The organism is Granulicoccus phenolivorans DSM 17626 = NBRC 107789 = JCM 15570, from assembly GCF_000423085.1.
Lineage (GTDB): Bacteria > Actinomycetota > Actinomycetes > Propionibacteriales > Propionibacteriaceae > Granulicoccus > Granulicoccus phenolivorans.
Map to the genome: position 1 here is coordinate 20553 of NZ_AUHH01000008.1, position 24351 is coordinate 44903.

The window sequence follows — 24351 nt, forward strand, 5'->3', positions numbered from 1 at the left end:
ACGCCCCGAGCATCACCCGAGCACGGGCACGTCGGCCGGTTTCAGGATCTGCCAGACGGTGTGGGCGACCCGCTCGGCCGGCACGTTGTCGGTGGTGCGGGCCCACCAGACCAGGGCCGCGGTGAGGACGGCCCCGTGCAGGTGCGCCATCAGGTCCGCCGACGCCGCCGCCGCACGCGATCCGGCTCGGGGCGCCCGCGCCTTCAACTGTTGAACGAGCTCGCGGGTCAGGCGTTGGGTGGAGGCGGGTGACAGGTCCGCGTCGGCGAGCAGGAGGAACAGGGTCGGATCCGCCCGCATCCGGTCCAGAAACCCGGCCAGCCGCTCGACCGGCTGCCCGGGCGCCGGCACCAGGTGACCGGCGGGCAGGCCCGTTGCGGTGAGCACCTCGTTGATCCGGTCGCTCAGCAGGTCGTCGAACAGCGCTTCCTTGTCGGCGTAGTGCTTGTAGAACGTGGTCCGGTGGACCAGCGCGGCCGCGCACAGCTGGGTCACGGTGATCTCCCGGAACTGATGCTGCCCGAGCAGCTCGGCCAGGGCGCGGCGCAGGTGGGCCCGCGTACGCCGCACCCGCAGGTCCTCGGCTTCGTCGTGCCTGATCGACATTTCGCTCCCCCTGTCGAGTTACCCGACACCCGGCGCCGCGCGGGTGGTCCGTCGGCGGCGACGCACCTACCGTCAAATCTACATCCGTCGCCTAACTGGGCGATCGTAGAAAGGGAGCTCAGATGTCCGATCTGGAACGAACCCGCCTGGCGAACCGGGCGCTCGCGGCGGTCGGGGCCGCGTACGCGCTGACGACGATCCACCATGTCTACGGTGGTCTGGTCGACGGCTCGACCGGTCGGTTGCTGGTTCCGCTGATCCTCGCACCGCCGGTCCTGGTCGGGGTCGGCGCGCTGCTGCGGTACCGACGCTCCGGGCGCCGCCCCCTGCTGATCGGGTACGCCGCGATCACCGGAGTCGTCTTCGTCGGCCTGCTCGGGATCTTCCACGGTGGGTACGCGCACGTGTACAAGGACCTGATCTTCCTCCTGGGCGCCCCGAGCCAGTGGTACGCGGCACTCAATCCCGACGAGCACTTCCCACCCGATGATGTGTTCTTCGAGGTCACCGGCGTGTTGGAGGTCGCCGCCTCGGCCCTGGTCGCCCTGACCACCGTACGCCTGCTCCGAGCCGACGCAGCCCGACCGGAACAGACCGCCGGCATCCCCGTCGCAGGTGGGCACCGGTGACCGCGGCCGCGCTCGCCCGGGAGTTGTACGCCGCGCTCGACACCGGACAGGACGCGACGATCGCCCGGCTGCTGCACCCCCGGGCCCGGCTACGGGTGCCCGGCGACAACCCGCTCTCGGGGACCTACACCGGCACCGCCGGGCTGCAGGAATTCAGCACCCTCGCCCGGACGATCGCCCCCGGCGGAGCACACACCACCGTGCTGGAGATCCTGGCCGGCCCCACCCACGCCGCCGTCCTGGGCGTCTCGCACGCTCGCCGCGCGGGCCGACCGGATCTGGCGAACCGGACCCTGCACCTGCTCGAGGTCTCCGGTGGTCAGGTGATCGGGGTCGAGATCTTCAATGCCGAGCAGGCGGCGGTCGACCGATTCTGGTCCTGAGCACGTCCGGTCATCAGCGGGAGCGGCGCACCAGGCGCCACACCAATCCGGCAGCGCCGGCGGCCAGGACGGCCGCAGCGATCCACCTGCCCCGCCCGGCGGCCCCGGTCCGTTGCGGCGCGGCCGGGGTCGGCGCGGCCGGGGTCGGCGTGGCGGCCTCGTCCAGCAGGGTGACCGTCCCGGCCTCCCCGTCGACGGTGATCCGGTCCCCGGTGGCGATCCGCGTGGTGGCGACCGTGGTCCCGAGGACCGCCGGAATCCGGTACTCGCGGGCCACGATGGAGGAATGGCTCAACGGCCCGCCGATATCGGTCACCACCGCGGCCGCCAGCCCGAACAGCGGGGTCCACGCCGGGGTGGTGATCTGCGCGACCAGAATCTCCCCGGGTTGCATCCCGCCGAAGTCCTCCTGGCCGCGCACCACGCGCGCGATCCCGGTGACCCGGCCACCGCTGGCGCCGGTCCCGGTGAGCACCGGTCCGCTCTGGTCGGTCATCACGTTCGGCATCACCGAGTCGAACGCGTGCCAGATCGAGTTCAGCGGCAGGATCGCCGGGGGTGTGGCGCGACGCCGGCCGCGCCAGTCGGCCTGCCGGCCGGCCACGAGGTCCGTCATGGGCTCCGGCGGGTCGGCCCGGTCCAGCCGTCGGGCGGCTTCGGCGAGTTCCTCGCGGTGCAGCCAGTACACGTCATCGGGCCCGGACAGAGTCCCGGCGTCGGTGAGCCGCCGCCCCAGCTCCTGGGCGTACGCCCGGGCGACCGGCCAGCCCAGCCCGACATCGGCCAGCGCGTCCTCCCGGACGGGGCCCAGGGCGTTCGCGAAGTCGAGCAGCCGGACGAACAACTCCCGCCGCGGCCCCCGGAGCCGACCGAGGACGGCCTCGCGCGCGGCCACCCGCCGGTCGGCGAGCCCCTGGCGACGCTCCGCCGGCGACACCGCCTCGGGCCGCAGGTAGTAGCGCAGCGCATCGAGCACCGGGGCCGGATCGTCGGCGGCCACGGGGTTGACGAGGTCGAGATTGTAGGTGGCGTGACCGAACCGGGCCAGGTGGTCGTGGAAGCGGCCCCGGAACTCCTGCCACAACTCCGCCGGCACGTCCGCGGGTACCCGGTCCGACATCCCCTCCCCCGCCTCGAGGGCCCGGGCGAGGGCGGGCCGGCGGCGTACCCACTGCGCGAGCTCGAAGACCGACTGGTCGGCCCGCAGCGGCGCGGAGTCGAACCCGAGCAGGAAATCCTCCGACCGCGGGTCCGCCGGTCGCCGCACGAGCCGGTCGTAGAACGTGGTGAACAGCGATTCGCTGGTGACCGCTTCGGGGATGATCGCCTGCACCGAGGTGTAGTACGCGAACGCCTCCCCCACCACCTCGACGATCCCGTCGAGCAATTCGGTGGCGGTCAACGAGTGCGGTTCCTGTGCCTGCCGGCGCCGCACGACCTCGGCGTACCGGGGCCGGAAGTCAGCCCGCCACCGATCCCGGCCGAGCGTGCTGAACACCAGGCGCAGCGCGGCCGGGAGGTACAGCCCGACCTTGAGCATCAGCGAGTTGCGGTAGCCGTAGTAGGCATACCCATTGATCGTCACGAAGGACAGATCCGCCGGCCCGAACCAGGGGAGCTTGCGGCCGAGGAAGCGCTCCAGGGTCCGCAGCAGGCCCGGGACCACGAGTTCGGTGGACAGGTCCGCGAACAGCGGGGAGAGCGGGTCGGGCAGTTGTTCGATCAGACTGCCCCGGATGTACACATCCGCGCCGGCGGGGACGGGCCACTGCGTCGGGACCGGCCCGACCGGCTCGGGCAGCGCCGTGATCGGCCGCGACTGGACCAGCCAGAACCGTCCGTCGGCGTCGCGGGCCCATTCGAGATCCTGCGGTACGCCGAAGTGCGCCGCGGCCCGGGAGCCCAGAGCGGCCAGTTCGAGCGCATCGGCATCGGTCAGCACCGCGGCGGTGCGCTGCTCATCGGTGGTGGGGAGGTTGCGTACGCCCTGTTCGGTCAGCACGGTCCGGGTCTGCTTGGCCGCCGTGGTCCGGGAGGTGACCCGGCCCCCGCGAACCACCACGTCATCGGTGGTCACGGCTCCGGAGACGACCGCCTCACCCAGTCCCCAGGCGGCGGAGACGATGATCTCGTCGGTCCGCCCGGTGGTCGGATTCGCGGTGAACATGACCCCGGACGCGGTCGCGGCCACCAGCCGTTGCACCACCACCGCCAGCGCCAGCTGTCCCGAATCGACCCCGCGGGCCGCGCGATAGTCGATCGCCCGGGCACTCCACAGCGAGGCCCAGCAGCGGCGTACGGCTGCCTCGAGGGCGGCCCCGCCGCGGACATTGAGAATGGTTTCCTGCTGCCCGGCGAAAAAGGCCTCGGCCAGGTCCTCCGCGGTCGCCGAGGACCGGACCGCGACGGCGACGTCGGTGCCCAGCCGGGCGTACGCCTCCCGCAGCGCGGCCGCTATCGGGGGCGGGAGCGCCCCCGCGGCAAACAGCTCGGCAATCGCCGCCGAGCCCGCCGCGAGGTCACCCCCGGCGAGCAGGCCCTCGATGCGGGGCTGCAGGTCGTTGTCGGCCACGAAGGCGCGATAGGCGTCGGTGGTGAGCACGAAACCGTCGGGCACCGGCAGGTCGGCCGCCAGCAACTCGCCCAGATTCGCACCCTTTCCACCGGCCAGCGCCAGATCGTCGCGCCGCAGGACTGTGAGATCGCATGTGCTTGGCACCCACCCAGCCTAGGCACGCATTCGCCCGGCGGAGCGGGTGGGCGGCGAAGTTCCCGGTCCTGCGGCGCCCGGGCCGTCAGTCGGCGTACACCTCCTGGGCCAGTCGGAACGCGGCCCAGGCCTTCGGCCAGCCGGCGTAGAAGGCGGCATGGGTGAGCACCTCAGCCATCTCCTGCCGGGTGACCCCGTTGGCCCTGGCCCGCTCGATGTGCCCCTTCAGGGAGCTGTCGAGCACGCCGGAGGCGATCAGGGCGGTCACCGTCACGATGCTGCGGTCGCGCAGCGGCAACTCCTCCTCGCGGCTCCAGACCTCACCGAACAGCACGTCGTCGTTCAGCCGGGCGAAGGTGGGAGCGAACTCGCCCAGCACGTCCCGACCGGCGGTTACCTTGTCCATCTGCTGCTCCTCACTTGCCCGCGAAGACCGGGAAGGCGCTGTAGTCGCCGTAGTCGGCGGCCTTCATCCCCTCCAGGGTTGCCATGTCGGCAGCCGAGATCTCGAAATCGACCTGGGCGTTGGACCGCATGTGGTCGGGGTTCGCGGTCTTCGGCAGCGACACCGTGCCCAGCTGCAGGGTGTAGCGGATGCACAGTTGCGGCACGCTCACCCCATAGGTGTCGGCCAGCGCGGCCACCTCGGGGTTCTTCAGCATCGCGCCGTGCGCGATCGGCGAGTACGCCTCGACCAGGATTCCCTGCTCGGCGCAATGGGCGATGAGCTCACTGGGGGTGTTGCCGACGTGGGCCAGCACCTGATTGACGTGCGGGACGACGCCGGCCCCCTCGGCGATGTTGGCCAGGTCGGCCTCGCGGAAGTTGGACACCCCGATCGAGCGCAGCTTGCCCGCCCGGTACGCCTCCTCCAGTGCCCGCCAGGCGGCCCGGTTGCCGTCGGCGTAGTCGCCGCCGCGGAAGTCGTCCCAAGGCTGCGGGCTGTGGATCAGCATCAGGTCGATGTAGTCCAGACCCAGCGTGGCCAGCGACCCGTCGATCGCGGCGACCGCGGCGTCGTAGTCCTTGATCTCGGCGGCCAGCTTGGTCGACACGAACAGGTCCCCGCGCGCGACTCCGCTGGTGCGTACGCCCTCTCCCACGCCGTGCTCATTGCCGTACGCCTGGGCGGTGTCGATATTGCGGTAGCCGATCTCGATGGCGTCCCGGACCGCCTGGGCAGCCAGCGCGTCGTCGATGAACCAGGTGCCGAGGCCGAGCTTGGGGATCTCGATGCCGTTGGCCAGGGTGTAGGTCTCGTTCAGAATGCTCATGCGTTGTCCTTCGTGCTCAGCTTGTTGTAGACCTCGTCGGTGACCGGCTCCAGCCATTCGTTGTGGGCGTCGATGCCGGGGACCTCGATCGCGATGTGGGTGAACCACGAATCGGCCTTGGCGCCGTGCCAGTGCTTGACCCCGGCCGGGACCTGGATCACGGTGCCGGGCACCATGTCGTCGGGTTCCTGGCCCTCGATCTGGTGCCAGCCGCTGCCCGCGGTGCACAGCAGGATCTGCCCACCGCCGGAACTCGCGTGATGGATGTGCCAGTTGTTGCGGCAGGCCGGCTCGAACGTCACGTTGCCGATGACGACACCCTCAGTGGTGAGCATGTTCAGGTAGCTCTGCCCGATGAAGTTCGCGGCGTACGCGTCATTCTTGTCACCGCGCGGAAAGATCGGATCGATGTCCATCTCGCTCATAGCGACTCCTTCTGGATCCGGGCGCACCGACTCGGGTACGCCCATCTCGATCATGGCGCGCGGCACCGCGGCACAGAAGTGGAAGGAATCATCCGGGGAGAGATTTATCCCCCTCAGGCGCCCCGCCGGTCGGCGTGGAACTCCCAGGGTGCCTGCGGCAGCACGGCGCCGGTCTCGAGCAGGGTCTTGAGATTGGCGAACACCGCCGGCCAGCCCAGGCCGATGTTGTCGAGTTCCTCGGCGCTGGACAGCTTGGTGTGGGTGACGGTGAGCTTCACGATATCTGCGCCGGCCTCGATGTCGAAGGCGACCTCGCTCGGCTCGCGGGTCGGGTCGTCGTAGAACTGCGGATCACCGAACCCGAAGACCAGCCGGCGGGGTCGGTCGGTTTCGATCACCCGGCCGGAGACATCGGGGATTCCCGATCCGTCGGTTCGGACGTGATCGACCCGGCTGCCGACCTGCCAGTCGGAGACCTGGGCGTGCCCCCAGAACCGGGCGGTCAGGTCGGCGTCGGTCAGCGCGTCCCAGACCTGCTCGGCGGTGGCGCGGATGTAGGTGGTGTAGACGTAGTCGGGCACGGTGTTGGTGGTGGTTGCTGAGGTCGACATGGCGGACTCCTCTGCTCGTTGTTTGATGCCTTCGAGCGCCGCCAGGCGCGGCTGCTCGAACTTGCGGATCCAGCGGCGCTGGATCTCGTGGATGGGGACCGGGTTCAGGTAGTGCAGTTTGCGCCGCCCGGAGCGGACGGAGGTCACCAGGCCGGCGGACTCCAGCAGGTCCAGATGCTGGCTGACCGACTGTCGGCGCAGGTCCAGGCCCTCGCACAACTCACCCAGGGTCAACCCGGATCGGGCGTACAGCATGTCCAGCAGGCGTCGCCGGCCCGGGTCGGCCAGCGCCCGGAACACGGTGTCCTCATCCATGCCCCCATTATGCAGGTAAATACCTGCCTATTTCCAGACCGGCCGCTGTCCGATTCGACCGATGCGGTTCGTAACAGGGGTGAGCGGCCCACCGCGGGCCGCGGAAGGGAACATCATGTCCACCAGCTACACCTGGGACGTCTTCTCCAGCATCGACGGGTTCGGCTCCCACCACGGGGACTGGGGCGGGTACTGGGGCAAACAGGGCCCCCAACTGCTGGCCCGTCGCCTCGAGATCGCCGAGCAACCGCAGCGGATGATCTTCGGCGCAACCACCTACCGCACCCACGTGCAGATGCTGGCCGCCGACAGCGATCCGGAGGCCTACGACCCGTGGGTCACCCGGATGTGGAATCTGCCGATGACGGTCATCTCCTCGACCCTGCACGACCTCGATCGCGCAAACGCCACGGTGGTCAGCGGTGACGGGGTGGAGATCGTCGGCGGACTCAAACGCGAGTCGCCGGTGCCGCTGCGCTCCCACGGCAGTCTGTCGCTGAACCGTACGCTGCTGGCCGCCGGCCTGATCGACTTTCTGCACCTGACGATCTTCCCGGTGCTCACGGGCCGGACCGGGGACGGGCGGATTCTCGACCTCGCCGAGGACTTCGACCTCGAGCTGGTCGAGCAACGCACCCTGGATGGGCGTACGCAGGAACTCATCTATCGACCCGCGCGCCACGATCGGCGATGATCGCTAGATGCAGTACCTGATCTCAGTGATCGACGACCTGAGCAAGCCCGGCAGCACCGATCGACAGCCGGCGATCGACGTCTTCAACCAGCGGCTGATCGCCGAGGGCTACTGGGTCTTCGCCGGCGGCCTGGCCGATCCCGACACTGCCACCGTGGTCGACAACCGGGGCGACCAGCCACTGCTCACTGACGGGCCGTTCATGGAGTCGAAGGAGTACCTGGCCGGGTTCTGGGTCTTGGACGTCCCGGATCTGGATGTGGCGCTGCGGCTGGCGAACGACGCGTCGCGGGCCTGCGACCGCAAGATCGAGGTGCGGCCGTTCCGGTGATCGGGGTCGAGCAGGCCCTGGTCGGCGCCCACCGCGCGCAGTGGGTCCGGATCGTCGCCACGCTGGCCCGGCGTTTCGGCGACCTCGACCTTGCCGAGGAATCCGCCGCCGAGGCCTTTGCGGCCGCGGTCAAGCGGTGGCCGCGCGACGGCGTACCGCCGAATCCCGCAGGGTGGCTGACCACGACGGCGAACCGGCGGGCGATCGATCGGCTCCGCCGGGACCACCTGCGCAACGACAAGTATCGACAGGCCCTGATGCTCTCGGCGGACCCCGAACCGGAACCGGCCGAGTCGATCGAGGACGATCGACTCCGGCTGATCTTCACCTGCTGCCACCCCGCCCTGGCCCCACAGGCGCGGGTGGCGCTGACCCTGCGTCTGGTCGGCGGCCTGACCATGCCCGAGATCGCCCGGGCCTTCCTGGTCGGTGAGAGCACCATGGGCCGCCGGATCAGCCGGGCGAAGGCGAAGATCCGGGCGGCGGCAATCCCCTACCGGGTGCCGTCGGCCGAGGACCTGCCCGGCCGGCTGACCGGGGTCCTGACGGTGCTGTATCTGGTGTTCAACGAGGGCTACCTGGCGACTGGCCCGCAGGCGGATCCGATCCGGCCCGCGCTGACCGGGGAGGCGATTCGGCTTGCGCGGCTGCTGCGGGAGTTGTTGCCCGACGACGGGGAGGTTGCGGGCCTGCTGGCGCTGATGCTGCTGACCGAGGCCCGGCGGAACGCCCGCCTCTCGACCGAGGGCGAATTGATTCCGCTGGCCGAGCAGGATCGGGACCGGTGGGATGCCGAGCTGATCGGCGAGGGCCATCGGCTGGTCCGGGAATGCCTGGTCGCCGCCGCCGGGGGTGGCCAGGCGCCGGGGCGATTCCAGATCCTCGCGGCGATCGGGGCGGTGCACACCTCGGCACCGAGCATCGCCGAGACCGACTGGGCCCAACTGCGGGCGCTCTACGATCAGCTGATCCGCCTCGACCCGTCGCCGGTGGTCGCGCTCAATCGGGCGATCACCGTGGCCGAACTGGAGGGGCCGCAGGCCGGTCTGACTCTCCTCGACCCGCTTGCCGCGGCGTTGGCCGACTATCACGCGTACCACGCCACCCGGGCCGACTTGTTGCGCCGGCTGGATCGGAACTCGGAGTCGCGGGCGGCGTACGACCGCGCGATCGAGCTGGCCGGCAACACCGCAGAGATCGCCCACCTGACGCGCCGCCGCGCAGAATTGCCGGACTGACGCGGTTCGTCAGCCGACCCGGAGCGCCGGCTTGCCGCCGGAGTACTGCGCCAAGGGCCGCGAACCCCGGGGGCGCAACCGCAGCGTGGGCGGATCCTGCCACTACTCGGCGCCCAACCGACGGAATCGGCCGGAACGACCCGACTGGTGGCAGGATCGGCCCACCGGATCAGTGCAACCCGGCCCGGACACCCGGTCGCTGTCATCGGGTCAGCGCTACCGGTCCAGCTGCCACCGGTCGTGTTCCCCAGGGCGCCCGCCACGGGCGACACCACTTACAGGACCGCGGGCCTTCACAGGACCTCGCGGGCCCTCAAGGGGTTCGCGGCCCCTGCAGGACCCGCGCACCCCACCGACCGGGCCCCGCGAACCGCACCAAGGGCCGCGAACCCGGGGCACAACCGCAGCGTGGGCGGATCCTGCCACTACTCGGCGCCCAACCGACGGAATCGGCCGAAACGACCCGACTGGTGGCAGGATCGGCCCACCGGATCAGTGCAACCCGGCCCGGAGCATGGCCGTTCAACAGTTGTCGAACACCAGATGGAATGGCGCCGTGGCCGCACCTATCGGCTTCCGCCCCACACCGGACGACGAGCGCATCCTCCACGAGGCGGCGCAACCCGGCGCGACCACCTCGGACACATTGCGCCACGCACTGCGACTACTGGATCGCCAGCGCTGGCTGGAACAGTTCCGCACCGACGCAGAGACACTCACGTGTGAAGATCTCACGACGGAGCCGGAGGCCTGGTGATCCGAGGGGCCGAATACCGGACCTGGGGCGCCTCGTCGACCAAGTTCGCTCCATCGATGTCGACCATGTCGTCGGCGACCCGGTCGACTACCTCACTCGAGACCAGCTCGCGCAGGTCGAATACGCAGTGGCCCCCTACCTCGGAGTCCAGGACGCACCACCCGCGCGGCCCCAGCCCCAGGTCCCCTGGGCTCGGCGCCGCTGCTCTGAGCAGAAATCTGCGTGCCGGGTTGGTCTGCGGACGTACGGTGGAGCATGACCGAACAGACCGCTCCCGCCCGCGCCGAGACGCCCCAGCCGGTACGCCCGACCACACCGCCGCGGTCGCCCCGGGAACCCGAACCGTTGTGGCGGCACCTGTTGGGAAACCACCTGCGGGCCCGACGCGCCGAGCGCGGCGACACGCTGGGTGAGGTGGCCGCGCGAGCCGGGATCTCGCCGCAGTATCTCTCCGAGATCGAGCGGGGCCGCAAGGAACCCTCCAGCGAAATGATCGCCGCGGTCAGCGAGGCGCTGGACACCACACTGCTTGACCTCACCCTCGACGTTGCCCGGTCGCTGACCGTCAGCAGTCCGGTGCCCGCCGGCGCCACCCGGGCCGACTTCACCCTGGCCGCCTGACCCGCTGAGGCGAGCTGAGCCGGAGCAGCGGCACTTCACTCCATGGCAGCGAAGGTTCGTCGCGGGCAGCGACGACTGGTGCGCTCGCTCCCCGGGGTTATGCTTCGCTGCCTGCCCCAGCGGGGAGATCACCCTCTACAATTCGTCCACAATGGGCTCATGAGTTCCTCGGATACGACCACCGTTCGGGTCCGGCGTCCGGACTCCGAGCGACTGAATTCCCTCGCCAAAGCCCGGCAGACCTCGGTCATCGACGTGGTGCACGCGGCCATTGATGCCCTGGAGCGGCAGGAGTTCCTGCGCGGTCTGGCCCAGGACTACGAGCGACTCCGCGCCGACCCTGAACTCTGGGAGCAGTACCTGGCCGAACGCCAGGAATGGGACACGCTGGCGTGATCTGGCGAGGCGAGGTCTACGACGTCGACCTGGGTCAGCCCGTCGGTCACGAGTCAGCGTACCGGCGGCCGGCGGTCGTGGCATCGGTCGACATTCTGAACAACAGCCCCGGCCAATTTGTCATGATCGTACCGATCGGCTCCACCCCGTACGGCCTGCGCAGTCATGTAGAGGTGGAGCCAGGCAGCAGCGGATTGAGCCACACGTCGTACGCTCGCTGTGATCAACTCCGGGTCATCTCGACCGTGCGACTATCCTCTCGCCGCGGAGTCGTCGCGCCCGACCAGATGCGTGCGATCGACCAAGCGCTGCGGTTCGTGCTCGACCTGTGAGAGCCGGACCCAGGTACTGCCCGACCTCGTGAGGCAACAGTCCTCGGTCAGCTGTGGCAGGTGCTCCAGACACCCGATTTCCGCGCCGACCTCAGGCACGGGCCGCACTGCGCTCGGCGGCGGCCCGGAAACGCTGCAGGTACAGCGGCCAGCCATTGCCGGTATCGAGCCCGGACAGGGCCTGCCAGCCCTCCCCGTGCCGATCCAGGTGGCGATGTTCCAGGTCCACCCGCGTACGCTCCGGCGCCTCGGCGACGAATCGGATCTCCACTTCGCTGGTGCGGTTCGGATCGGACTCGATCTGCCACTGCGGGCCGATGTCCCAGCTGAACACCAGCCGATGCGGCGGATCGTAGGCGAGCACCCGGGCCCAGGTGCAGATGCTGCCATCCACCCCGACGTCGTAGATGGTGCCGCCGACCCGCGGCTCGAGCACTGTGCGTGCGATCGGGACGGCGAGCAGGTTGTGTTCGTGCGGCTTGATCTCATCGAAGCGCTCGGTGAAGACGCCGAAGGCATGTTCGATGGGGGTCTCGACGGTCACCGAGACGTGCAGGCTGGTCTGTTCCTGCGGATTTGCACTGGTCATGGCGTGGTTCCTTCCGATGGATTGTTCGCCCGATAGCTCTCTTCGGCCAGGTTCTTGAAGGCGTCCAGGGTCTGCACCCAGTAGGACTCGAGCTCCTGGCGAAGCTCGGCCAGCCCCTCACGGCGAGGCCGGTAGCGCCGCTCCCGCCCCTGGCGATCGACATCGACGAGGCCGGCGTCCAGCAGCACTTTCAGGTGTTGCGAGACCGCGGGCCGACTGACCGGCAGTTCGTCGGCGATCTCGGTCACCGAGCGGGGCCGGGCCACCACCTTGCCGAACACCAGTCGTCGGGTCGGATCCGCCAGGGCGTACCACGGATCGCGGATTGCAACACTCACAATCCGTAAGCTATCACTTACGCTTTGGAAGGACCAGACCCCGCCCGGCCTCACCGCTCGGCGATCACGTGATCCAGCAGGCCGTAGTCCCGGGCCGTCGCGGCGGTGAAGACCCGATCGTGATCGGTGTCGGCGCGCAGCCGCTCGACGCTCTGCCCGGTGTGCTCGGCCAGCACGCTCTCGATGTCGGAGCGCAACCGGATGACTTCGTCGGCCTGGAGAATCAGGTCCGGAATACTCCCCCGGCCCTGCCCCGCGGGCTGGTGCAGCACGATCCGCGCATGCGGCAGCGCGGCCCGCTTGCCGGATGCCCCGGCGGCAAGCAGCACGGCGCCGACCGCGACGGCCTGGCCGACGCAGGTGGTCGCCACCCGGGGCTTGATGAAGCGCATCGTGTCGTAGATCGCCAGCATCGCGCTCGGGTCACCTCCGTCGCAGTTGATGTAGAGCTGGATGTCGCGGCTGTCGCTGTCTGCCTCGAGGTACAGCAACTGCGCGATCAGGGCATTCGCGACCCCGGCGTCGATGCTGGTGCCGAGGTAGACCACCCGCTCGGTGAGCAGGTGGGAGTAGACATCCATCACCCGTTCCCCGCGCGGATGCTGGGCGATCACGTTCGGAATGGTGTAGCTGCTCATCGGACCGCTCCCTCCGGCGCGCTCCGGAAGCCGACCGTGCTGCGGTCCTGCGGGCGATAGTCCTGGAAGGACGTCACGATCGTGTCGATGAAGCCGTACGCCCGGGCCTGCTCCGCGGTGTACCAGTGGTCGTGCAGCGAGTCCTCGAAGACCCGCTCCAGCGGCTGGCCGGTATCCGCGGCGATCAGGCCGAGCACGGTGTCGCGGGTGTGCCGCAGATCATCGGCCTGCAGCGCGATGTCGACGGCGGTGCCACCGATCCCGGCGGAGCCCTGGTGCATCAGGACGCGGGCGTTGGGCAGGGCCTTGCGTTTGCCCCGGGTACCGGCCGAGAGCAGGAACTGCCCGGCGCTGTAGGCAATGCCGAGCACCAGGGTGGACACGTCGTTGGGGATGGTCCGCATCACGTCGCGGATCGCCAGCATGGCGGGCACCGAGCCGCCGGGCGAATGGATCCACAGGGCGATGTCGGCGTACGGATCATCGCCGGCCAGGGCGATCAGTTGGGTCGCGAGCAGGGTGCCGTTGTCGTCGTCGAGGGCGCCGTCCAGCACCAGGACGCGGCGCTCGTACAGTTCGCGTCGGACGAAGTCGGAGAACTGCGGGTTTGTGGTTTCGTCACTCATGTTTCCATGGTTGTGCCGCACGCGGCCGGATCCCCCGATCTCCGCCGTCGGCAGATCTGCCCGCAGCAGCGAGGAAGGAACCGTCATGGCTGAATGGTCCGAGCGGGAACTGCGCGCCCTCGGGAGTGCGTACGAGATCCGCGTCGCCGGTCGACGCAAGGACGGGTCGATCCGGACCCTGACCCCGGTGTGGCACGTGGTCGTTGCCGGGGCGCCCTACATCCGGTCGATGTACGGCGCCGAGGGGCAGTGGTACAAGGGCATCGTGCACCACTTCGAGGGTGCCATCGAGTGGGACGGGACCGTGCACGAGGTCACCTTCGTCCGCGACGGCGCCCATGACGACGACATCGACACCGCGCTGTACGCCAAGTACGGCACCGGGTCCGCGACCCACGGCATCACCAACGCGACGGCCCGGTCCACGACACTGCGGATCGAGCCCCGCTGAGGTCGGATCGATGTGAGAAGCTGCGTCGGTGCTGACCGACGACATGATTCCCGACTGGTTGCAACGCCTCGGCGTCCCGGGGATCGTTGATCTCCATGTCCATTTCATGCCGGACCGGGTGCAACAGAAGGTGTGGGGATTCTTCGATCGCGTCGCCGAGACCGGCGCCGCGCCCTGGCCGGTGACCTACCGGTTCAGCGATCAGGAACGGGTGGAGATCCTGCGTCGCCTCGGGGTCCGGGCGTTCACGACGCTGAACTATGCCCATCGCGCGGGCATGGCCGGGTGGCTGAACGACTATTCCCGCGAGCTGGCCGCCACCTACCCCGCCGTGATCAGCTCGGGCACGTTCTTCCCCGAGCCGGAGGTCGAACAGGTGGTCGCCGACGCGCTGGCCGGCGGCGTACGCGTGTTCAAGGTGCACATCCAGGTCGGCAACTTCTCCCCCGTCGACGACCGACTCACCCCCGCGTGGCAGCAGATCGCGGCGGCCGGGACGCCGGTGGTGATCCATTGCGGGAACGGGCCGCATCGCGGCGAGCACACCGGGATCGGCCCGATCCGGGAACTGGTCGAGCGGTATCCCGAGCTCGTGCTGGTGATCGCGCACGGCGGGCTGCCCGACTACGCCGAGTTCGCCGAGCTCGCCCAGCAGCATCCGAACGTCTATCTGGACACCACCATGGTGGGCACCAGCTACATGGAGCAGCTCGCGCCGATCCCGCCGGACTACCCCGAGACGATGGCGCGGTTGGCGGGCAAGGTCGTCCTGGGCACCGATTTTCCGACGATCCCGTACGCCTACGCCCACCAGCTCGAGGTCCTGGCCAACTGGGGACTCGGCGACGCCTGGCTGGCCGACGTGCTCTGGCACACGCCGCGGCGACTGCTCGGGGACGCGTGACCTTTTCCGGTGCCCAATGAGGAACCCGAAAGTCTGAGCAGCCACCCGTTCCCCTGATCTTTCGCACAGCTGCATACTGATCAGTAGCGTCGAGGGGATTCGGCGTCCACGGCGATCAAACGGAGATCCGATGAGCACTGTCACCCCCGTTCCCACACCGTCGGATCGGCCGGGCCCGGCCGGCTCCGGCTTCCCGACCCTGGACTCCGCAATTCAGGTGGTGCGTGCCGGATCGGCCGCGTGGGGCGCGCTGTCGGCCGCGGAGCGGGCCGCCGTGCTCGCCGAGGTGCATCAGTCGATGGTCGAGGTGGCCGACAGTTGGGCCCGGACCGCGTGCGAGATCAAGGGCATCCCGTTCGCCGGCCCGTACGCAGGGGAGGAATGGATGTCCGGCCCGTACGCCGCGCTCGCCGGCACGGGCGCGCTGGCCGCAACTCTCGCCGACCTCGCCGCCGGACGGAGCCCGTTGCACGACGCGACGATCACCCCCGCCCCCGGCGACCGCTCCCGGATTCGGGTTCTCCCCCACGATCGGCGAGAAGCGATCCTGATGCACGGGTTCTCCGCCGAGGTGTGGACCCTGCCGCACGTCACCGCGGAGCAGGCGCGGGAGCGGGCCGGGCTCGGGATCGCCGCCGGCTACCCGCAACCCGGGGTCGGGATCGTGCTCGGCGCGGGAAACATCACCTCCATCGCTCCGCTGGATGTGCTGTACGAGCTGGTCGCGTACGGGCGTGGCGTTGTGCTGAAGGTCAATCCGATTCTCGCCGGGATGATGACCGTGCTCAGCCAGGCACTGTCGCCGCTGATCCGCGACGGCTATCTTCGGATCGTGCAGGGCGGTGCCGCGGAGGGTGCGTACCTGACCTCGCATCCGGACATCGATCACGTGCACATCACCGGCAGCGCGGCCACCCACGACGCGATCGTGTGGGGCACCGGGGCGGACGCCGCCCGACGCAGGGCGGCCGGGACGCCGCGACTGACCGTGCCGATCTCCAGCGAACTGGGCGGGGTGTCCCCGGTCATCGTGGTCCCGGGCCGCTGGTCCCCGGCCGATCTGCGCTTCCAGGCCGAACACATCGCGACCATGCGGCTGCACAACGCCGGCCACAACTGCATCGCCGGACAGGTGGTGATCCTCAGCTCCGACTGGGAGCAGCGCGACGCGTTCCTCACCGAGCTGCGCGACGTGCTGCGCCGCGTCCCCGCCCGGGCGTCCTGGTATCCCGGGAGCGCCGCGCGGGTCACCGCGGCCGGCGAACGGCCCAGCGCCGAGAGCTTCGGTGACGGCCGGCGGGTGCTGGTGACACCCGAGACAGCCGAGGAGCAGGACTGGCTGGAGAACACCGAACTGTTCGCCGCCGTGCTCGGCGTGGTCGAACTCCCCGGCACCGGCGACGCGTTCGTGCAGACCGCGATCGACCACGCGAACGAGCATCTGGCCGGCACCCTCGGCGCGAACATCCTCATCGACCCGCAGACCCAACGCAGCATCGGGCCGGCCCGGTTCGACGACCTGCTCGCCGACCTGCGCTACGGCACGATCGGGGTGAACGTGTGGACCGGGTTCGGGTTCCTCGCCGCCCGGGCCCCGTGGGGCGCGTTCCCCGGCCACACCCTGACCGATGTCGGCAGCGGCACCGGGGTGGTGCACAACGCGCTGCTGATCGACGACGTGGAACGCAGCGTGGTGCGCGGACCGTTCCGCCCCTTCCCGCGCTCGGTGCTGGGCGGGGAGTTCTCGCTGTTCCCGAAGCCGCCGTGGTTCATGACCGTGCGTACCGCCCCGGTGACCAGCCGTCGCCTGACCGGGTTCGCCGCGCACCCCTCGTGGGGGAAGCTGCCCGCCATTTTCGCCTCGGCCTTCCGTGGCTGACCACTTCCCTCAACCTGCGCTCGGGGTGAACCAGATCGGTGGACTCAGCCCTGGCGCCGATGTGGAACGCGACCATCCCCCGGCTCCGAGCCCGAGCCACCGTCCGATCACGCCTGCGCGGTGGATGCGGCGATCACCGACTGGCTGACCCTAAGGCCGACAGCGTCCTGACCGTACCTTGCGGTTGGCGGTCATTGGGGTCGAGGAGCATCCAGCGCCAGATCGCCGGACCAGTAGACCGCCGGGGCCGGACCCAGTTCTCGTGCCAATCGGCGAGCCAGGACCCAGCCCTGAAGGACGTAGTCTCGGGGGATCCGGTCCCCTCTGATCGGGTTGTAGTCAAGATGGAGGAAGGCGTCCTCCCAATCGTGCATGGCCGCCTTCAACTCCGGACTTACCGGAAGCTCCTCGGGATCGACCTCGCCCCTGCCGTGTTCACTGGTCCACGTGAAGGGCGAGTATCCCCAGCGCACCCATATGCGGATCGATTCCATGCCTGTCCCCCGCTCGCCCACCGGCAACTGACAGCATTGTGTAGCAGTTTGTGTAGACGCGGGGCCGACGCCCTGCTGGCCTCCGCATGCATGTGCGGCCTGGCCAGGGGTTTTAGTGGTGGAGCATAGGGGATTCGAACCCCTGACCTCTTCCATGCCATGGAAGCGCGCTACCAACTGCGCCAATGCCCCGAGTGGGAGTGCCTCGGGCGTTTCCGACCCGTTCAGGCAACTAGAGAACCATAGCGCGGATTCCGCGCCGGTGCCAAATCGAGCCGCCCCGGCGTGTCTCAGGCGTCCGCGCCGAGGTTGTACGCCGTGATCCGCCACCCCTTCGCCAGGTCACGGTCGAGCACCAACCACTTGCAATTCTCCAACGGGCCGAGCCAGCCGGCCGGGTGCAACGGCGCTCCGACCAACTGGAAGGCCCCGATCCGGGCCGCCGCACCGTGCATCACCACCGCGACCACCGCCCCCTCGGACGCCTGCTCGGCAATGTCGGTCAGCGCCTGCGCGACCCGCTCGGCGGTCTGCAGCAACGACTCCCCGTTCCCACCGCGGATCTGATCGATCGATTCGGGATTCAGGTGGTGCGGATACTTCGCCAGGATCTCGGCCTTGGTCAGGCCCTCCCAGTCCCCCATCGAGATTTCCCGCAGCCGCGGGTCGGTGCGTACGCCCAACCCGGTCAGGCCGGTCAACTCCGCCGCGGTCCGGGTGGCCCGTTTCAGGTCCGAGGACCAGATCTCGTTCGGCTTGTACTCCGCCACCCCGGGCGCGGCCGCGATCGCCTGGGAGATCCCGGTCTCGTTCAGTTCGACATCGGTCTGCCCCTGCCAGCGGCCCTGCAGATTCCAGTCGGTCTGCCCGTGCCGCCACACAACCAGCCGGCCGGCGGTCATGCCCCGGCCCTGCCCTCGAGCTCTGCCGCGGGGGCGTGCTCGGGCATCGGGACCTCCTCGGTCATCCCCAGCTCGATCCGCGGAGTGTCCTTCCACAGCCGCTCCAGGGCGTAGAAGCCGCGCTCCTCCTCGTGCTGGATGTGCACCACGAGGTCGATGTAGTCCAGCAGCACCCACCGATTCTCCCGGTCGCCCTCGCGACGTACCGGCTTGACCTGGCACTGCTCGCGCAGCTGGAGCTCGATCTCATCCACGATCGCCGAGACCTGGCGCTCATTGCTCGCCGAGACCAGCAGGAACACGTCGGTGATCGCCAGTTGCTCGGATACATCGTGCGCGATCAGCTTCTTGCCCAGCTTGTTCTCGGCGGCCTCGGCCGCCACCTTGGTCAGGGTGATCGCTTGTTCAGTTGCCGCCATGGAGTCCTCTCGAGGGGTTCGCCCGTACTGTGGTCATCGCCGTCATTCACCGTCCTGATAGAGCCCGCGTTTGGCGATGTACTGCACGATGCCATCGGGCACCAGATACCAGATCGGCTCCCCGACGTGCACCCGCTGCCGACAGTCGGTCGAGGAGATCGCCATCGCCGGAATCTCCAGCAGGGTCACCTTGTCCGCGGGCAGATGATCGACCGCGGGCGACTCCAACTCCACCCCGGGCCGGGACACCCCGACGAAGTGCGCCAGGTCGAACAGTTCGTCGGCCCCGCGCCAGGTGAGGATCTGCGCCAGGGCGTCGGCGCCGGTGATGAAGTACAGGTCCACATCCGGGCCCCGCTGGGCCTGCAGGTCCTTCAGGGTATCCACGGTGAAGGTGTCCCCGGGGCGCACGATATCGACCCGGGACGTGGTGAACCGGGGATTCGAGGCGGTCGCAATGACCGTCATCAGATACCGGTCCTCCGCTCCGGAGACCTCGCGGTTCTTCTTCTGCCACGGTACGCCGGTGGGCACGAACACGACCTCGTCCAGGGCGAACTTCGAGGCCACCTCGGAGGCGGCCACCAAGTGCCCATGATGGATCGGATCGAACGTGCCGCCCATCACCCCGAGGCGATACCGTCGGTTCTCGCCCTTGGGTCGGGCAAGACCCAGTTCACTCACGCGCGGTGTCACTCACCGTCGCCGCACCGTTCAGTTGCGCGGCCGGCTGTGGCCGGCGGCCCGGGTGATCCCGAGCGCGATCAACAGGCCCAGCAGGGCGATCACGAAGAAGCCCCAGTTCGGGATCGGCAACGGATTCACGATCTCGTGGCCGGCCGCGAGGGTCACCAGAAAAGCAGACATAGCAGGCACCTTATCGGGTCAGGCCCGGGTCTGCCCTGTTCCGACCACAACGTATTTCGTCGAAGTCATCTCCGGCAGGCCCATCGGTCCGCGCGCATGCAATTTCTGGGTCGAAATCCCGATCTCGGCCCCGAATCCGAACTCCCCGCCGTCGACGAATCGGCTGGACGCGTTGACCAGCACCGCCGCGGCGTCCACCTCGTGCACCCAGCGATGCTGCGCGGTCGCATCATTGCTGACGATCATCTCCGAATGCCCCGTGCTGTACCGCCGCACATGGGCCAGCGCCTCGTCGATCGAGCCGACCACCTTCGCCGACAGGTCCAGCGACAACCACTCCGCCTCGAAGTCGGCCTCGGTCGCCGCCACCGCACCCGGCGACAGCTCCAGCACCCGGGCGTCCCCGTGCAGTTGTACGCCGGCCCCGCCCAGCACCTCGCCCGCCCGGGCGAAGAACGCCTCGGCCACCTGCTCGTGCACCAGCAGCGTCTCGACCGCGTTGCACACCGACGGCCGCTGCGTCTTGGCATTCAACGCGATCGTCACCGCCATGTCGAGGTCGGCGGCCGCATCGACGTACAGGTGACAGTTCCCGGTCCCGGTCTCGATCACCGGCACCTTGGAGTTCTCCACCACGGCATTGATCAGGCCGGCGCCGCCACGCGGGATCAGCACATCGACCTGCCCGCGCGCCCCCATCAGTTCGGTGGTGACCTCCCGGCCCCCTTCGACCAGTTGCACCGACTCCCGCGGCAGCCCCGCCGCGGCCAGCCCGTCCTGCAGCGCCGCGGTGATCGCCCGATTCGAGTTCACCGCCGAGGAGGACCCGCGCAGCAGTACCGCGTTGCCCGCCTTCAGGCAGATCCCGGCGGCATCGGCGGTGACGTTGGGTCGGGCCTCGTAGATCATCCCGATCACGCCGAAGGGGACCCGCACCTGGCGTACCTCCACGCCGTTGGGATTGGTCCACCCCCGGACCACGTCCCCGACCGGATCGGGCAGCCCGGCCAGGTCCCGCAGCCCGGTCGCCATCTGGCCCAGCCGGACCGGCGACAGCCGCAGCCGGTCCAGCAGGGACGCCGGGGTCCCGGCCCCCTCGGCGGTCGCGATATCGGCCCCGTTCGCGGCCAGAATCGGTTCCTCGGCGGCGAGCAGCGCATCGGCCATCGCGTGCAGTGCCGCATCCTTGGCGGCGCGGTGGGTCACCGCGAGAACGCGCGCGGCCTCCCGCGCGGACAGGCACTGGGCGGCAAGCTGATCATTCATGCCCCACAGATTACCGGGGAGCGCCTGACACGCTTTGCCCCCGGGGAGACAATGGAACAGAGGTCGGCACGAAGGACAGCCACACCGCAGAGGAGGACGCACCGACGATGAGCACACTGATTCAGCAGTATCCAGGACCGGACACGCTTCCGGTCCGGATGACCGAGACGGTCATCGACCACACCCGACTGCACGTGGCCGTGATCGAACCCGACGGACCCCGCTCCGGTGCCCCACCGCTGATCGCCACCCTCGGCATCATGGCCGAACTCAATGACTTCGAGGTCGCCCGCTATCGCTACCTCGCCTCGCTGCAGCGCCGCCCGGTCCTGGTCCTCGACACCCCCGGCTGGCTCGCGTCCCAGGGCCAGTCCACTCGGTCCTGGTCCAGCCTGCGCCGCGGTTCCTTCGCCAAGGTCGCCGACGACATGTACGCCGCGCTGAAGCAGGCGGCCCCGGAGTTCCTCGACGAGCCGGTCAGCGTGATCGGCTATTCGATGGGCTGTTCCTCCGGCTCCGCCCTCGCCTGGCGGCTGGCCAAGGCCGCGATCCCGGTCCGCGCGGTCACCCTGGTCGAGCCGGTGGCGATCGAGAAGACCGATGTGATCCGGCTGGGCGTACGCAACGGCCGGGAGAATCTGCGTCTGGGCCGACACCTGGCCGACAACGCCGACCTGGTCGACGTGCCCCGGTCCGAGCCGACCGTGGTCAGCGATCCCGCCGCCTGGACGACCCTGGCGCACCTGGTCTGGGCACTGTCGCGGGCGGAGATGCCGCACGTGCTGGGCAAGTTGACCGCACTGAACCACCCGGCGTACACCCTGATCCACGGCGGTTCCTCCCGCCTCGCGCCGGCCGGTGCGGTGACCCGGCTCGCCGAGCATCTGCGCAAGGGCGGCAGCCCGGTCCAGGTGGTCACGGTGCCGAAGGGCCGGCACGGGCTGTGGCAGTCGTTCCCGGTGGTGGAGACGCTGAGCCCGTTCATCGGCTGAGGGCCGATCAGAGCGGGCGGGCCCGGGGCAGCACGACCAGGGCGTCCTTGTGGACGGCGGTACCGCCGAAGTCCGGCCCGAGCGTGTCCAGCAGCCGGGCGGTGGTCAGCCCCTTCATCCGGCGCAGATCGTCGGCATCGAAGCCGGCCAGGCCGCGGGCGATCACCAGATTGTCCGGATCGACGATGTTGACCGGATCGCCCTCGTGGAAGTCGCCGCGGACCTCGGTGATCCCCACCGGCAACAGGCTGGCGTCGCGTTCGGTGAGCGCCCGGGCGGCCCCGGCGTCGATCACCAGGTCCCCCTCGGCCCGGGTGGCGTGCGCCACCCACAGTTGCCGGGCCCCACGCCGGCGTCCGGTGACATGGAAGCAGGTGCCGACATCTCCCCCGGCCAGCGCCTCGACGCACTGGTCGGCGTTGGTCAGCAGCACCGGAATCCCCGCCGAGGTGGCGATCTGGGCGGCCTCGACCTTGGTGGTCATCCCGCCGGTGCCCACCCGCGACCCGATCCGGGAGGTGTCGACCCCGAGCAGATCCTGCGGGTCGCGTACCTCCGCGATCCGTCGGGCCCCGGGGTTGGCCGGATGATCGGTGTAGAGCGCATCGACATCCGACAGCAGGATCAGCGCATCCGCGCGGACCAGATGGGCGACCAGGGCGGCCAGCCGGTCGTTGTCGCCGAAGCGGATCTCCTGGCTGGCGACGGTGTCGTTCTCGTTGATGATCGGCACCACCCCGAGCTCCAGCAGTCGGGTCAGGGTCCGATTCGCGTTGCGGTACTGCCCGCGGCGGACCACATCGTCCTCGGTCAGCAGTACCTGTCCGACGGTGTAGCCACGCTCCAGGAAGCGCCGGGTGTAGTGCGCGACCAGCAGCCCCTGCCCGACCGACGCGGCGGCCTGCTGCGTCGCCAGGTCCCGCGGGCGCTCCTGCAGTCCCAGCGGCATCAGGCCGGTGGCGATCGCGCCGGAGGAGACCAGGACGACCTCGCGGTTGCGGTCCCGGGCATCGGCGAGCGCGTCCACCAGCCGCTGCAGTCGGGACGGCGCCAGCCCACCCTCGGGCGTGGTCAGCGAGGACGATCCGACCTTGACCACCACCCGGTGCGCGGCGCCGATCCGGCTGCGGACCGACTCCTCGGCCGCGACCGCCGGCTCAGGCATCGTCGCCATCGCCGTCCCCGGCCGCCTTGCGGGCGTGGTAGTCGGCGTCCTTCTCCCGTCGGCGGACCGCCGCCGGGCGTTCGTGCTCCAGGCGTACGTCCTCACCGCGGCGGCCCAGAATCTCCGCGCCGCCCTCGATCTGGGGCGCGAAGTCGAACACGACCGCATCCTCGCCACCGATCGCGACCGCATCGCCGGCGTGGGCGCCCAGCCGCAACAGTTCGTCCTCGATCCCGATCCGGTTCAGCCGGTCGGCCAGGTAGCCCACCGCTTCGGCATTGGTGAAATCGGTCTGCCGGACCCAGCGTTCGGGCTTGTCGCCGCGTACGCGCCAGATGAAGCCGCCCTCGCCGTCGCCCATCTGCCGGATGGTGAAGCTGTCGCCGCCGTCGACCGGCTTGGGCCGGATCACGATCCGCGGCGCTTCCGGCTCCGGTGCGTTGGCCCGGCGCTGTTCGACCAGGTCGGCCATGGCGTACGTCAGCGCGCGCAGACCCTCGCCGGTCTTGGTCGAGATCACGAACGTACGCATGCCCCGGGCCTTGACGTCCTCCAGCACCAGGTCGACCAGATCATGGCCGTCGGGCACGTCGACCTTGTTCAGCGCCACCAGTCGGGGCCGGTCCTCCAGTCCCCCGTGCGCGGCGAGTTCGGCCTCGATCACGTCCAGGTCGCTCAGCGGATCGCGGCCCGGCTCGAAGGTCGCGGTGTCGATGACATGCACCAGCGCGGCGCAGCGTTCGATGTGCCGCAGGAAGTCCAGGCCCAGCCCCTTGCCCAGCGAGGCCCCCTCGATCAGACCCGGGACGTCGGCGACGGTGAACGTCGTGTCCCCGGCCACGACCACCCCGAGGTTCGGCACCAGGGTGGTGAACGGGTAGTCCGCGATCTTCGGCCGGGCCCGGGAGATCGCGGCGATCAGCGAGGACTTGCCGGCGCTGGGAAATCCGACCAGGCCGACGTCGGCGACGACCTTGAGTTCCAGGGTGACCGTACGCGCCTCCCCCTCCTCCCCGAGCAGGGCGAACCCGGGTGCCTTGCGGGCGGAGGTGGCCAGCGCGGCATTGCCCAGCCCGCCGCGCCCGCCGGCGGCCACGACGAACTCGGTTCCCGGCCCGGTCAGGTCGGCCAGCACCTCGCCGGTCTCGGCGTCGCTGACCACGGTGCCCTCGGGCACCTTCAACACGATGTCGTCACCGTTGGCGCCGTTCTGGTGGTCGCCCTTGCCGGGCTGCCCGTTGGTGGCGCGGCGCTTGTTGCTGCGGTGGTAGTCGACCAGGGTGGTCAGGCCGGAATCGACGCGCAGAATGACCGAGCCGCCGTGGCCGCCGTTCCCGCCGTCGGGTCCGCCCAGCGGCTTGAACTTCTCCCGGTGCACCGAGGCGCAACCGTGTCCGCCGTTACCCCCGGCGACCTCGAGGGTCACCTGATCGACGAAGGAGGGGATGGCCATGTTGTTGCCCGTTCTTGCTGGTTCGGTTCTCGCGCGGCGTCCCGCG

Annotated in this window: 30 protein-coding genes and 1 tRNA gene; 13 read left to right on the plus strand and 18 right to left on the minus strand. The window is 69.7% G+C overall.

The features are described from left to right. Positions 1 to 12: 12 nt before the first annotated feature. Entirely contained in the window at positions 13 to 606 is a 594-nt protein-coding gene (locus tag G531_RS24325) for a TetR/AcrR family transcriptional regulator (RefSeq protein WP_026926173.1), read from the minus strand. Between the two features lie 122 nt (positions 607 to 728). On the opposite strand from G531_RS24325, the gene G531_RS0103405 reads away from it, so the two are divergent. Together G531_RS0103405 and G531_RS0103410 are read left to right on the plus strand one after the other, a co-directional pair. Next, positions 729 to 1235 (plus strand): hypothetical protein, encoded by a 507-nt coding sequence (locus tag G531_RS0103405; protein WP_026926174.1) that lies wholly within the window; start codon positions 729 to 731, stop codon positions 1233 to 1235. Next, positions 1232 to 1618, plus strand: coding sequence for a nuclear transport factor 2 family protein (locus G531_RS0103410; RefSeq protein WP_026926175.1), 387 nt, complete (start codon positions 1232 to 1234; stop codon positions 1616 to 1618). Before G531_RS0103405 ends, G531_RS0103410 begins: the two co-directional genes overlap by 4 nt. Positions 1619 to 1631: 13 nt before the next feature. On the opposite strand, the gene G531_RS0103415 is transcribed toward G531_RS0103410, so the two are convergent. From G531_RS0103415 to G531_RS0103435, 5 genes are all read right to left on the minus strand, one after another. Then, complete coding sequence (locus G531_RS0103415) at positions 1632 to 4337, minus strand: PEP/pyruvate-binding domain-containing protein (protein ID WP_026926176.1); 2706 nt, start codon at positions 4335 to 4337, stop codon at positions 1632 to 1634. A 76-nt stretch (positions 4338 to 4413) separates the two neighbouring features. After that, on the minus strand, positions 4414 to 4734 hold the full coding sequence (locus G531_RS0103420; protein ID WP_026926177.1) for a carboxymuconolactone decarboxylase family protein: 321 nt from the start codon (positions 4732 to 4734) through the stop codon (positions 4414 to 4416). A 10-nt stretch (positions 4735 to 4744) separates the two neighbouring features. Further along, positions 4745 to 5602, minus strand: coding sequence for an aldo/keto reductase (locus G531_RS0103425; protein ID WP_026926178.1), 858 nt, complete (start codon positions 5600 to 5602; stop codon positions 4745 to 4747). Next, the gene (locus G531_RS0103430; protein ID WP_026926179.1) at positions 5599 to 6027 is read right to left on the minus strand and encodes a cupin domain-containing protein; all 429 of its coding nucleotides are present in this window, start codon (positions 6025 to 6027) and stop codon (positions 5599 to 5601) included. Before G531_RS0103430 ends, G531_RS0103425 begins: the two co-directional genes overlap by 4 nt. A 113-nt stretch (positions 6028 to 6140) precedes the next feature. After that, on the minus strand, positions 6141 to 6953 hold the full coding sequence (locus G531_RS0103435) for an ArsR/SmtB family transcription factor (protein WP_026926180.1): 813 nt from the start codon (positions 6951 to 6953) through the stop codon (positions 6141 to 6143). A gap of 115 nt (positions 6954 to 7068) precedes the next feature. On the opposite strand from G531_RS0103435, the gene G531_RS0103440 reads away from it, so the two are divergent. From G531_RS0103440 to G531_RS0103470, 7 genes are all read left to right on the plus strand, one after another. Beyond that, positions 7069 to 7647: a dihydrofolate reductase family protein gene (locus G531_RS0103440; protein WP_026926181.1), complete on the plus strand. Its 579-nt coding sequence runs from the start codon at positions 7069 to 7071 to the stop codon at positions 7645 to 7647. 7 nt (positions 7648 to 7654) lie between these two features. Then, on the plus strand, positions 7655 to 7978 hold the full coding sequence (locus G531_RS0103445; RefSeq protein ID WP_026926182.1) for a YciI family protein: 324 nt from the start codon (positions 7655 to 7657) through the stop codon (positions 7976 to 7978). Then, on the plus strand, positions 7975 to 9216 hold the full coding sequence (locus tag G531_RS0103450) for an RNA polymerase sigma factor (protein ID WP_026926183.1): 1242 nt from the start codon (positions 7975 to 7977) through the stop codon (positions 9214 to 9216). Before G531_RS0103445 ends, G531_RS0103450 begins: the two co-directional genes overlap by 4 nt. 556 nt (positions 9217 to 9772) lie before the next feature. Then, positions 9773 to 9973 carry a hypothetical protein gene (locus G531_RS0103455; protein WP_026926184.1) on the plus strand — a complete coding sequence of 67 codons (201 nt, stop codon included), beginning with the start codon at positions 9773 to 9775 and terminating at the stop codon, positions 9971 to 9973. A gap of 255 nt (positions 9974 to 10228) precedes the next feature. Beyond that, entirely contained in the window at positions 10229 to 10594 is a 366-nt protein-coding gene (locus tag G531_RS0103460) for a helix-turn-helix domain-containing protein (protein ID WP_026926185.1), read from the plus strand. A gap of 159 nt (positions 10595 to 10753) precedes the next feature. Then, positions 10754 to 10990, plus strand: coding sequence for a hypothetical protein (locus tag G531_RS0103465; protein WP_026926186.1), 237 nt, complete (start codon positions 10754 to 10756; stop codon positions 10988 to 10990). Then, complete coding sequence (locus G531_RS0103470) at positions 10987 to 11322, plus strand: type II toxin-antitoxin system PemK/MazF family toxin (protein WP_026926187.1); 336 nt, start codon at positions 10987 to 10989, stop codon at positions 11320 to 11322. Before G531_RS0103465 ends, G531_RS0103470 begins: the two co-directional genes overlap by 4 nt. Before the next feature lie 91 nt (positions 11323 to 11413). Here the strand turns inward: G531_RS0103470 and G531_RS0103475 are convergent, their stop codons facing one another. From G531_RS0103475 to G531_RS0103490, 4 genes are read right to left on the minus strand one after another with little or no spacing between them, the layout of a single operon-like run. After that, entirely contained in the window at positions 11414 to 11911 is a 498-nt protein-coding gene (locus tag G531_RS0103475; protein WP_026926188.1) for an SRPBCC family protein, read from the minus strand. Then, positions 11908 to 12249, minus strand: a complete 342-nt coding sequence (locus G531_RS0103480) for an ArsR/SmtB family transcription factor (RefSeq protein WP_026926189.1) — start codon at positions 12247 to 12249, stop codon at positions 11908 to 11910. Before G531_RS0103480 ends, G531_RS0103475 begins: the two co-directional genes overlap by 4 nt. Before the next feature lie 50 nt (positions 12250 to 12299). Then, complete coding sequence (locus G531_RS0103485; RefSeq protein ID WP_026926190.1) at positions 12300 to 12887, minus strand: ClpP family protease; 588 nt, start codon at positions 12885 to 12887, stop codon at positions 12300 to 12302. Beyond that, positions 12884 to 13513, minus strand: a complete 630-nt coding sequence (locus G531_RS0103490; RefSeq protein WP_026926191.1) for a ClpP family protease — start codon at positions 13511 to 13513, stop codon at positions 12884 to 12886. Before G531_RS0103490 ends, G531_RS0103485 begins: the two co-directional genes overlap by 4 nt. An 85-nt stretch (positions 13514 to 13598) precedes the next feature. On the opposite strand from G531_RS0103490, the gene G531_RS0103495 reads away from it, so the two are divergent. From G531_RS0103495 to G531_RS0103505, 3 genes are all read left to right on the plus strand, one after another. Beyond that, complete coding sequence (locus G531_RS0103495) at positions 13599 to 13964, plus strand: DUF2255 family protein (protein WP_026926192.1); 366 nt, start codon at positions 13599 to 13601, stop codon at positions 13962 to 13964. A gap of 28 nt (positions 13965 to 13992) precedes the next feature. Beyond that, positions 13993 to 14868 carry an amidohydrolase family protein gene (locus G531_RS0103500; protein ID WP_026926193.1) on the plus strand — a complete coding sequence of 292 codons (876 nt, stop codon included), beginning with the start codon at positions 13993 to 13995 and terminating at the stop codon, positions 14866 to 14868. Between the two features lie 130 nt (positions 14869 to 14998). Next, positions 14999 to 16747 carry an aldehyde dehydrogenase family protein gene (locus tag G531_RS0103505; protein WP_026926194.1) on the plus strand — a complete coding sequence of 583 codons (1749 nt, stop codon included), beginning with the start codon at positions 14999 to 15001 and terminating at the stop codon, positions 16745 to 16747. Positions 16748 to 17357: 610 nt separating this feature from the next. Here G531_RS0103505 and G531_RS0103510 read toward each other — a convergent pair. From G531_RS0103510 to G531_RS0103535, 6 genes are all read right to left on the minus strand, one after another. Further along, positions 17358 to 17433, minus strand: a tRNA-Ala gene (locus tag G531_RS0103510). A gap of 98 nt (positions 17434 to 17531) precedes the next feature. Continuing rightward, entirely contained in the window at positions 17532 to 18143 is a 612-nt protein-coding gene (locus G531_RS0103515) for a histidine phosphatase family protein (RefSeq protein WP_026926195.1), read from the minus strand. Then, complete coding sequence (gene rsfS, locus G531_RS20160; RefSeq protein ID WP_051214993.1) at positions 18140 to 18562, minus strand: ribosome silencing factor; 423 nt, start codon at positions 18560 to 18562, stop codon at positions 18140 to 18142. The genes G531_RS0103515 and rsfS overlap by 4 nt, the downstream gene beginning before the upstream one ends. Before the next feature lie 42 nt (positions 18563 to 18604). After that, complete coding sequence (gene nadD, locus G531_RS0103525; protein WP_145978725.1) at positions 18605 to 19186, minus strand: nicotinate-nucleotide adenylyltransferase; 582 nt, start codon at positions 19184 to 19186, stop codon at positions 18605 to 18607. A 90-nt stretch (positions 19187 to 19276) separates the two neighbouring features. Next, a complete protein-coding gene (locus G531_RS25595) occupies positions 19277 to 19429 on the minus strand; it encodes a hypothetical protein (RefSeq protein WP_155827936.1) in 153 nt (50 codons plus the stop codon). A gap of 18 nt (positions 19430 to 19447) precedes the next feature. Then, entirely contained in the window at positions 19448 to 20695 is a 1248-nt protein-coding gene (locus G531_RS0103535) for a glutamate-5-semialdehyde dehydrogenase (RefSeq protein WP_026926197.1), read from the minus strand. A 107-nt stretch (positions 20696 to 20802) separates the two neighbouring features. On the opposite strand from G531_RS0103535, the gene G531_RS0103540 reads away from it, so the two are divergent. Further along, positions 20803 to 21687, plus strand: a complete 885-nt coding sequence (locus tag G531_RS0103540; RefSeq protein WP_026926198.1) for an alpha/beta fold hydrolase — start codon at positions 20803 to 20805, stop codon at positions 21685 to 21687. Between the two features lie 7 nt (positions 21688 to 21694). Here the strand turns inward: G531_RS0103540 and proB are convergent, their stop codons facing one another. Both proB and obgE read right to left on the minus strand, forming a co-directional pair. Beyond that, entirely contained in the window at positions 21695 to 22852 is a 1158-nt protein-coding gene (gene proB, locus G531_RS0103545; RefSeq protein ID WP_026926199.1) for a glutamate 5-kinase, read from the minus strand. Next, on the minus strand, positions 22845 to 24305 hold the full coding sequence (gene obgE, locus G531_RS20165) for a GTPase ObgE (protein ID WP_035757212.1): 1461 nt from the start codon (positions 24303 to 24305) through the stop codon (positions 22845 to 22847). The genes proB and obgE overlap by 8 nt, the downstream gene beginning before the upstream one ends. Positions 24306 to 24351: the final 46 nt, after the last annotated feature.

Excerpts from the sequence above, each read along its gene's own strand:
- G531_RS0103425 (WP_026926178.1), bottom strand. The coding sequence starts at position 5,602 with ATGAGCATTCTGAACGAGACCTACACCCTGGCCAACGGCATCGAGATC.
- proB (WP_026926199.1), bottom strand. The coding sequence starts at position 22,852 with ATGCCTGAGCCGGCGGTCGCGGCCGAGGAGTCGGTCCGCAGCCGGATC.
- G531_RS0103485 (WP_026926190.1), bottom strand. The coding sequence starts at position 12,887 with ATGAGCAGCTACACCATTCCGAACGTGATCGCCCAGCATCCGCGCGGG.
- G531_RS0103430 (WP_026926179.1), bottom strand. The coding sequence starts at position 6,027 with ATGAGCGAGATGGACATCGATCCGATCTTTCCGCGCGGTGACAAGAAT.
- G531_RS0103505 (WP_026926194.1), top strand. The coding sequence starts at position 14,999 with ATGAGCACTGTCACCCCCGTTCCCACACCGTCGGATCGGCCGGGCCCG.
- G531_RS0103490 (WP_026926191.1), bottom strand. The coding sequence starts at position 13,513 with ATGAGTGACGAAACCACAAACCCGCAGTTCTCCGACTTCGTCCGACGC.
- G531_RS0103495 (WP_026926192.1), top strand. The coding sequence starts at position 13,599 with ATGGCTGAATGGTCCGAGCGGGAACTGCGCGCCCTCGGGAGTGCGTAC.
- nadD (WP_145978725.1), bottom strand. The coding sequence starts at position 19,186 with ATGGGCGGCACGTTCGATCCGATCCATCATGGGCACTTGGTGGCCGCC.
- G531_RS24325 (WP_026926173.1), bottom strand. The coding sequence starts at position 606 with ATGTCGATCAGGCACGACGAAGCCGAGGACCTGCGGGTGCGGCGTACG.
- G531_RS0103405 (WP_026926174.1), top strand. The coding sequence starts at position 729 with ATGTCCGATCTGGAACGAACCCGCCTGGCGAACCGGGCGCTCGCGGCG.
- obgE (WP_035757212.1), bottom strand. The coding sequence starts at position 24,305 with ATGGCCATCCCCTCCTTCGTCGATCAGGTGACCCTCGAGGTCGCCGGG.
- G531_RS0103515 (WP_026926195.1), bottom strand. The coding sequence starts at position 18,143 with ATGACCGCCGGCCGGCTGGTTGTGTGGCGGCACGGGCAGACCGACTGG.
- G531_RS0103460 (WP_026926185.1), top strand. The coding sequence starts at position 10,229 with ATGACCGAACAGACCGCTCCCGCCCGCGCCGAGACGCCCCAGCCGGTA.
- G531_RS0103435 (WP_026926180.1), bottom strand. The coding sequence starts at position 6,953 with ATGGATGAGGACACCGTGTTCCGGGCGCTGGCCGACCCGGGCCGGCGA.
- G531_RS0103440 (WP_026926181.1), top strand. The coding sequence starts at position 7,069 with ATGTCCACCAGCTACACCTGGGACGTCTTCTCCAGCATCGACGGGTTC.
- G531_RS0103445 (WP_026926182.1), top strand. The coding sequence starts at position 7,655 with ATGCAGTACCTGATCTCAGTGATCGACGACCTGAGCAAGCCCGGCAGC.
- G531_RS0103540 (WP_026926198.1), top strand. The coding sequence starts at position 20,803 with ATGAGCACACTGATTCAGCAGTATCCAGGACCGGACACGCTTCCGGTC.
- G531_RS0103420 (WP_026926177.1), bottom strand. The coding sequence starts at position 4,734 with ATGGACAAGGTAACCGCCGGTCGGGACGTGCTGGGCGAGTTCGCTCCC.
- G531_RS0103465 (WP_026926186.1), top strand. The coding sequence starts at position 10,754 with ATGAGTTCCTCGGATACGACCACCGTTCGGGTCCGGCGTCCGGACTCC.
- G531_RS0103535 (WP_026926197.1), bottom strand. The coding sequence starts at position 20,695 with ATGAATGATCAGCTTGCCGCCCAGTGCCTGTCCGCGCGGGAGGCCGCG.
- G531_RS25595 (WP_155827936.1), bottom strand. The coding sequence starts at position 19,429 with ATGTCTGCTTTTCTGGTGACCCTCGCGGCCGGCCACGAGATCGTGAAT.
- rsfS (WP_051214993.1), bottom strand. The coding sequence starts at position 18,562 with ATGGCGGCAACTGAACAAGCGATCACCCTGACCAAGGTGGCGGCCGAG.
- G531_RS0103475 (WP_026926188.1), bottom strand. The coding sequence starts at position 11,911 with ATGACCAGTGCAAATCCGCAGGAACAGACCAGCCTGCACGTCTCGGTG.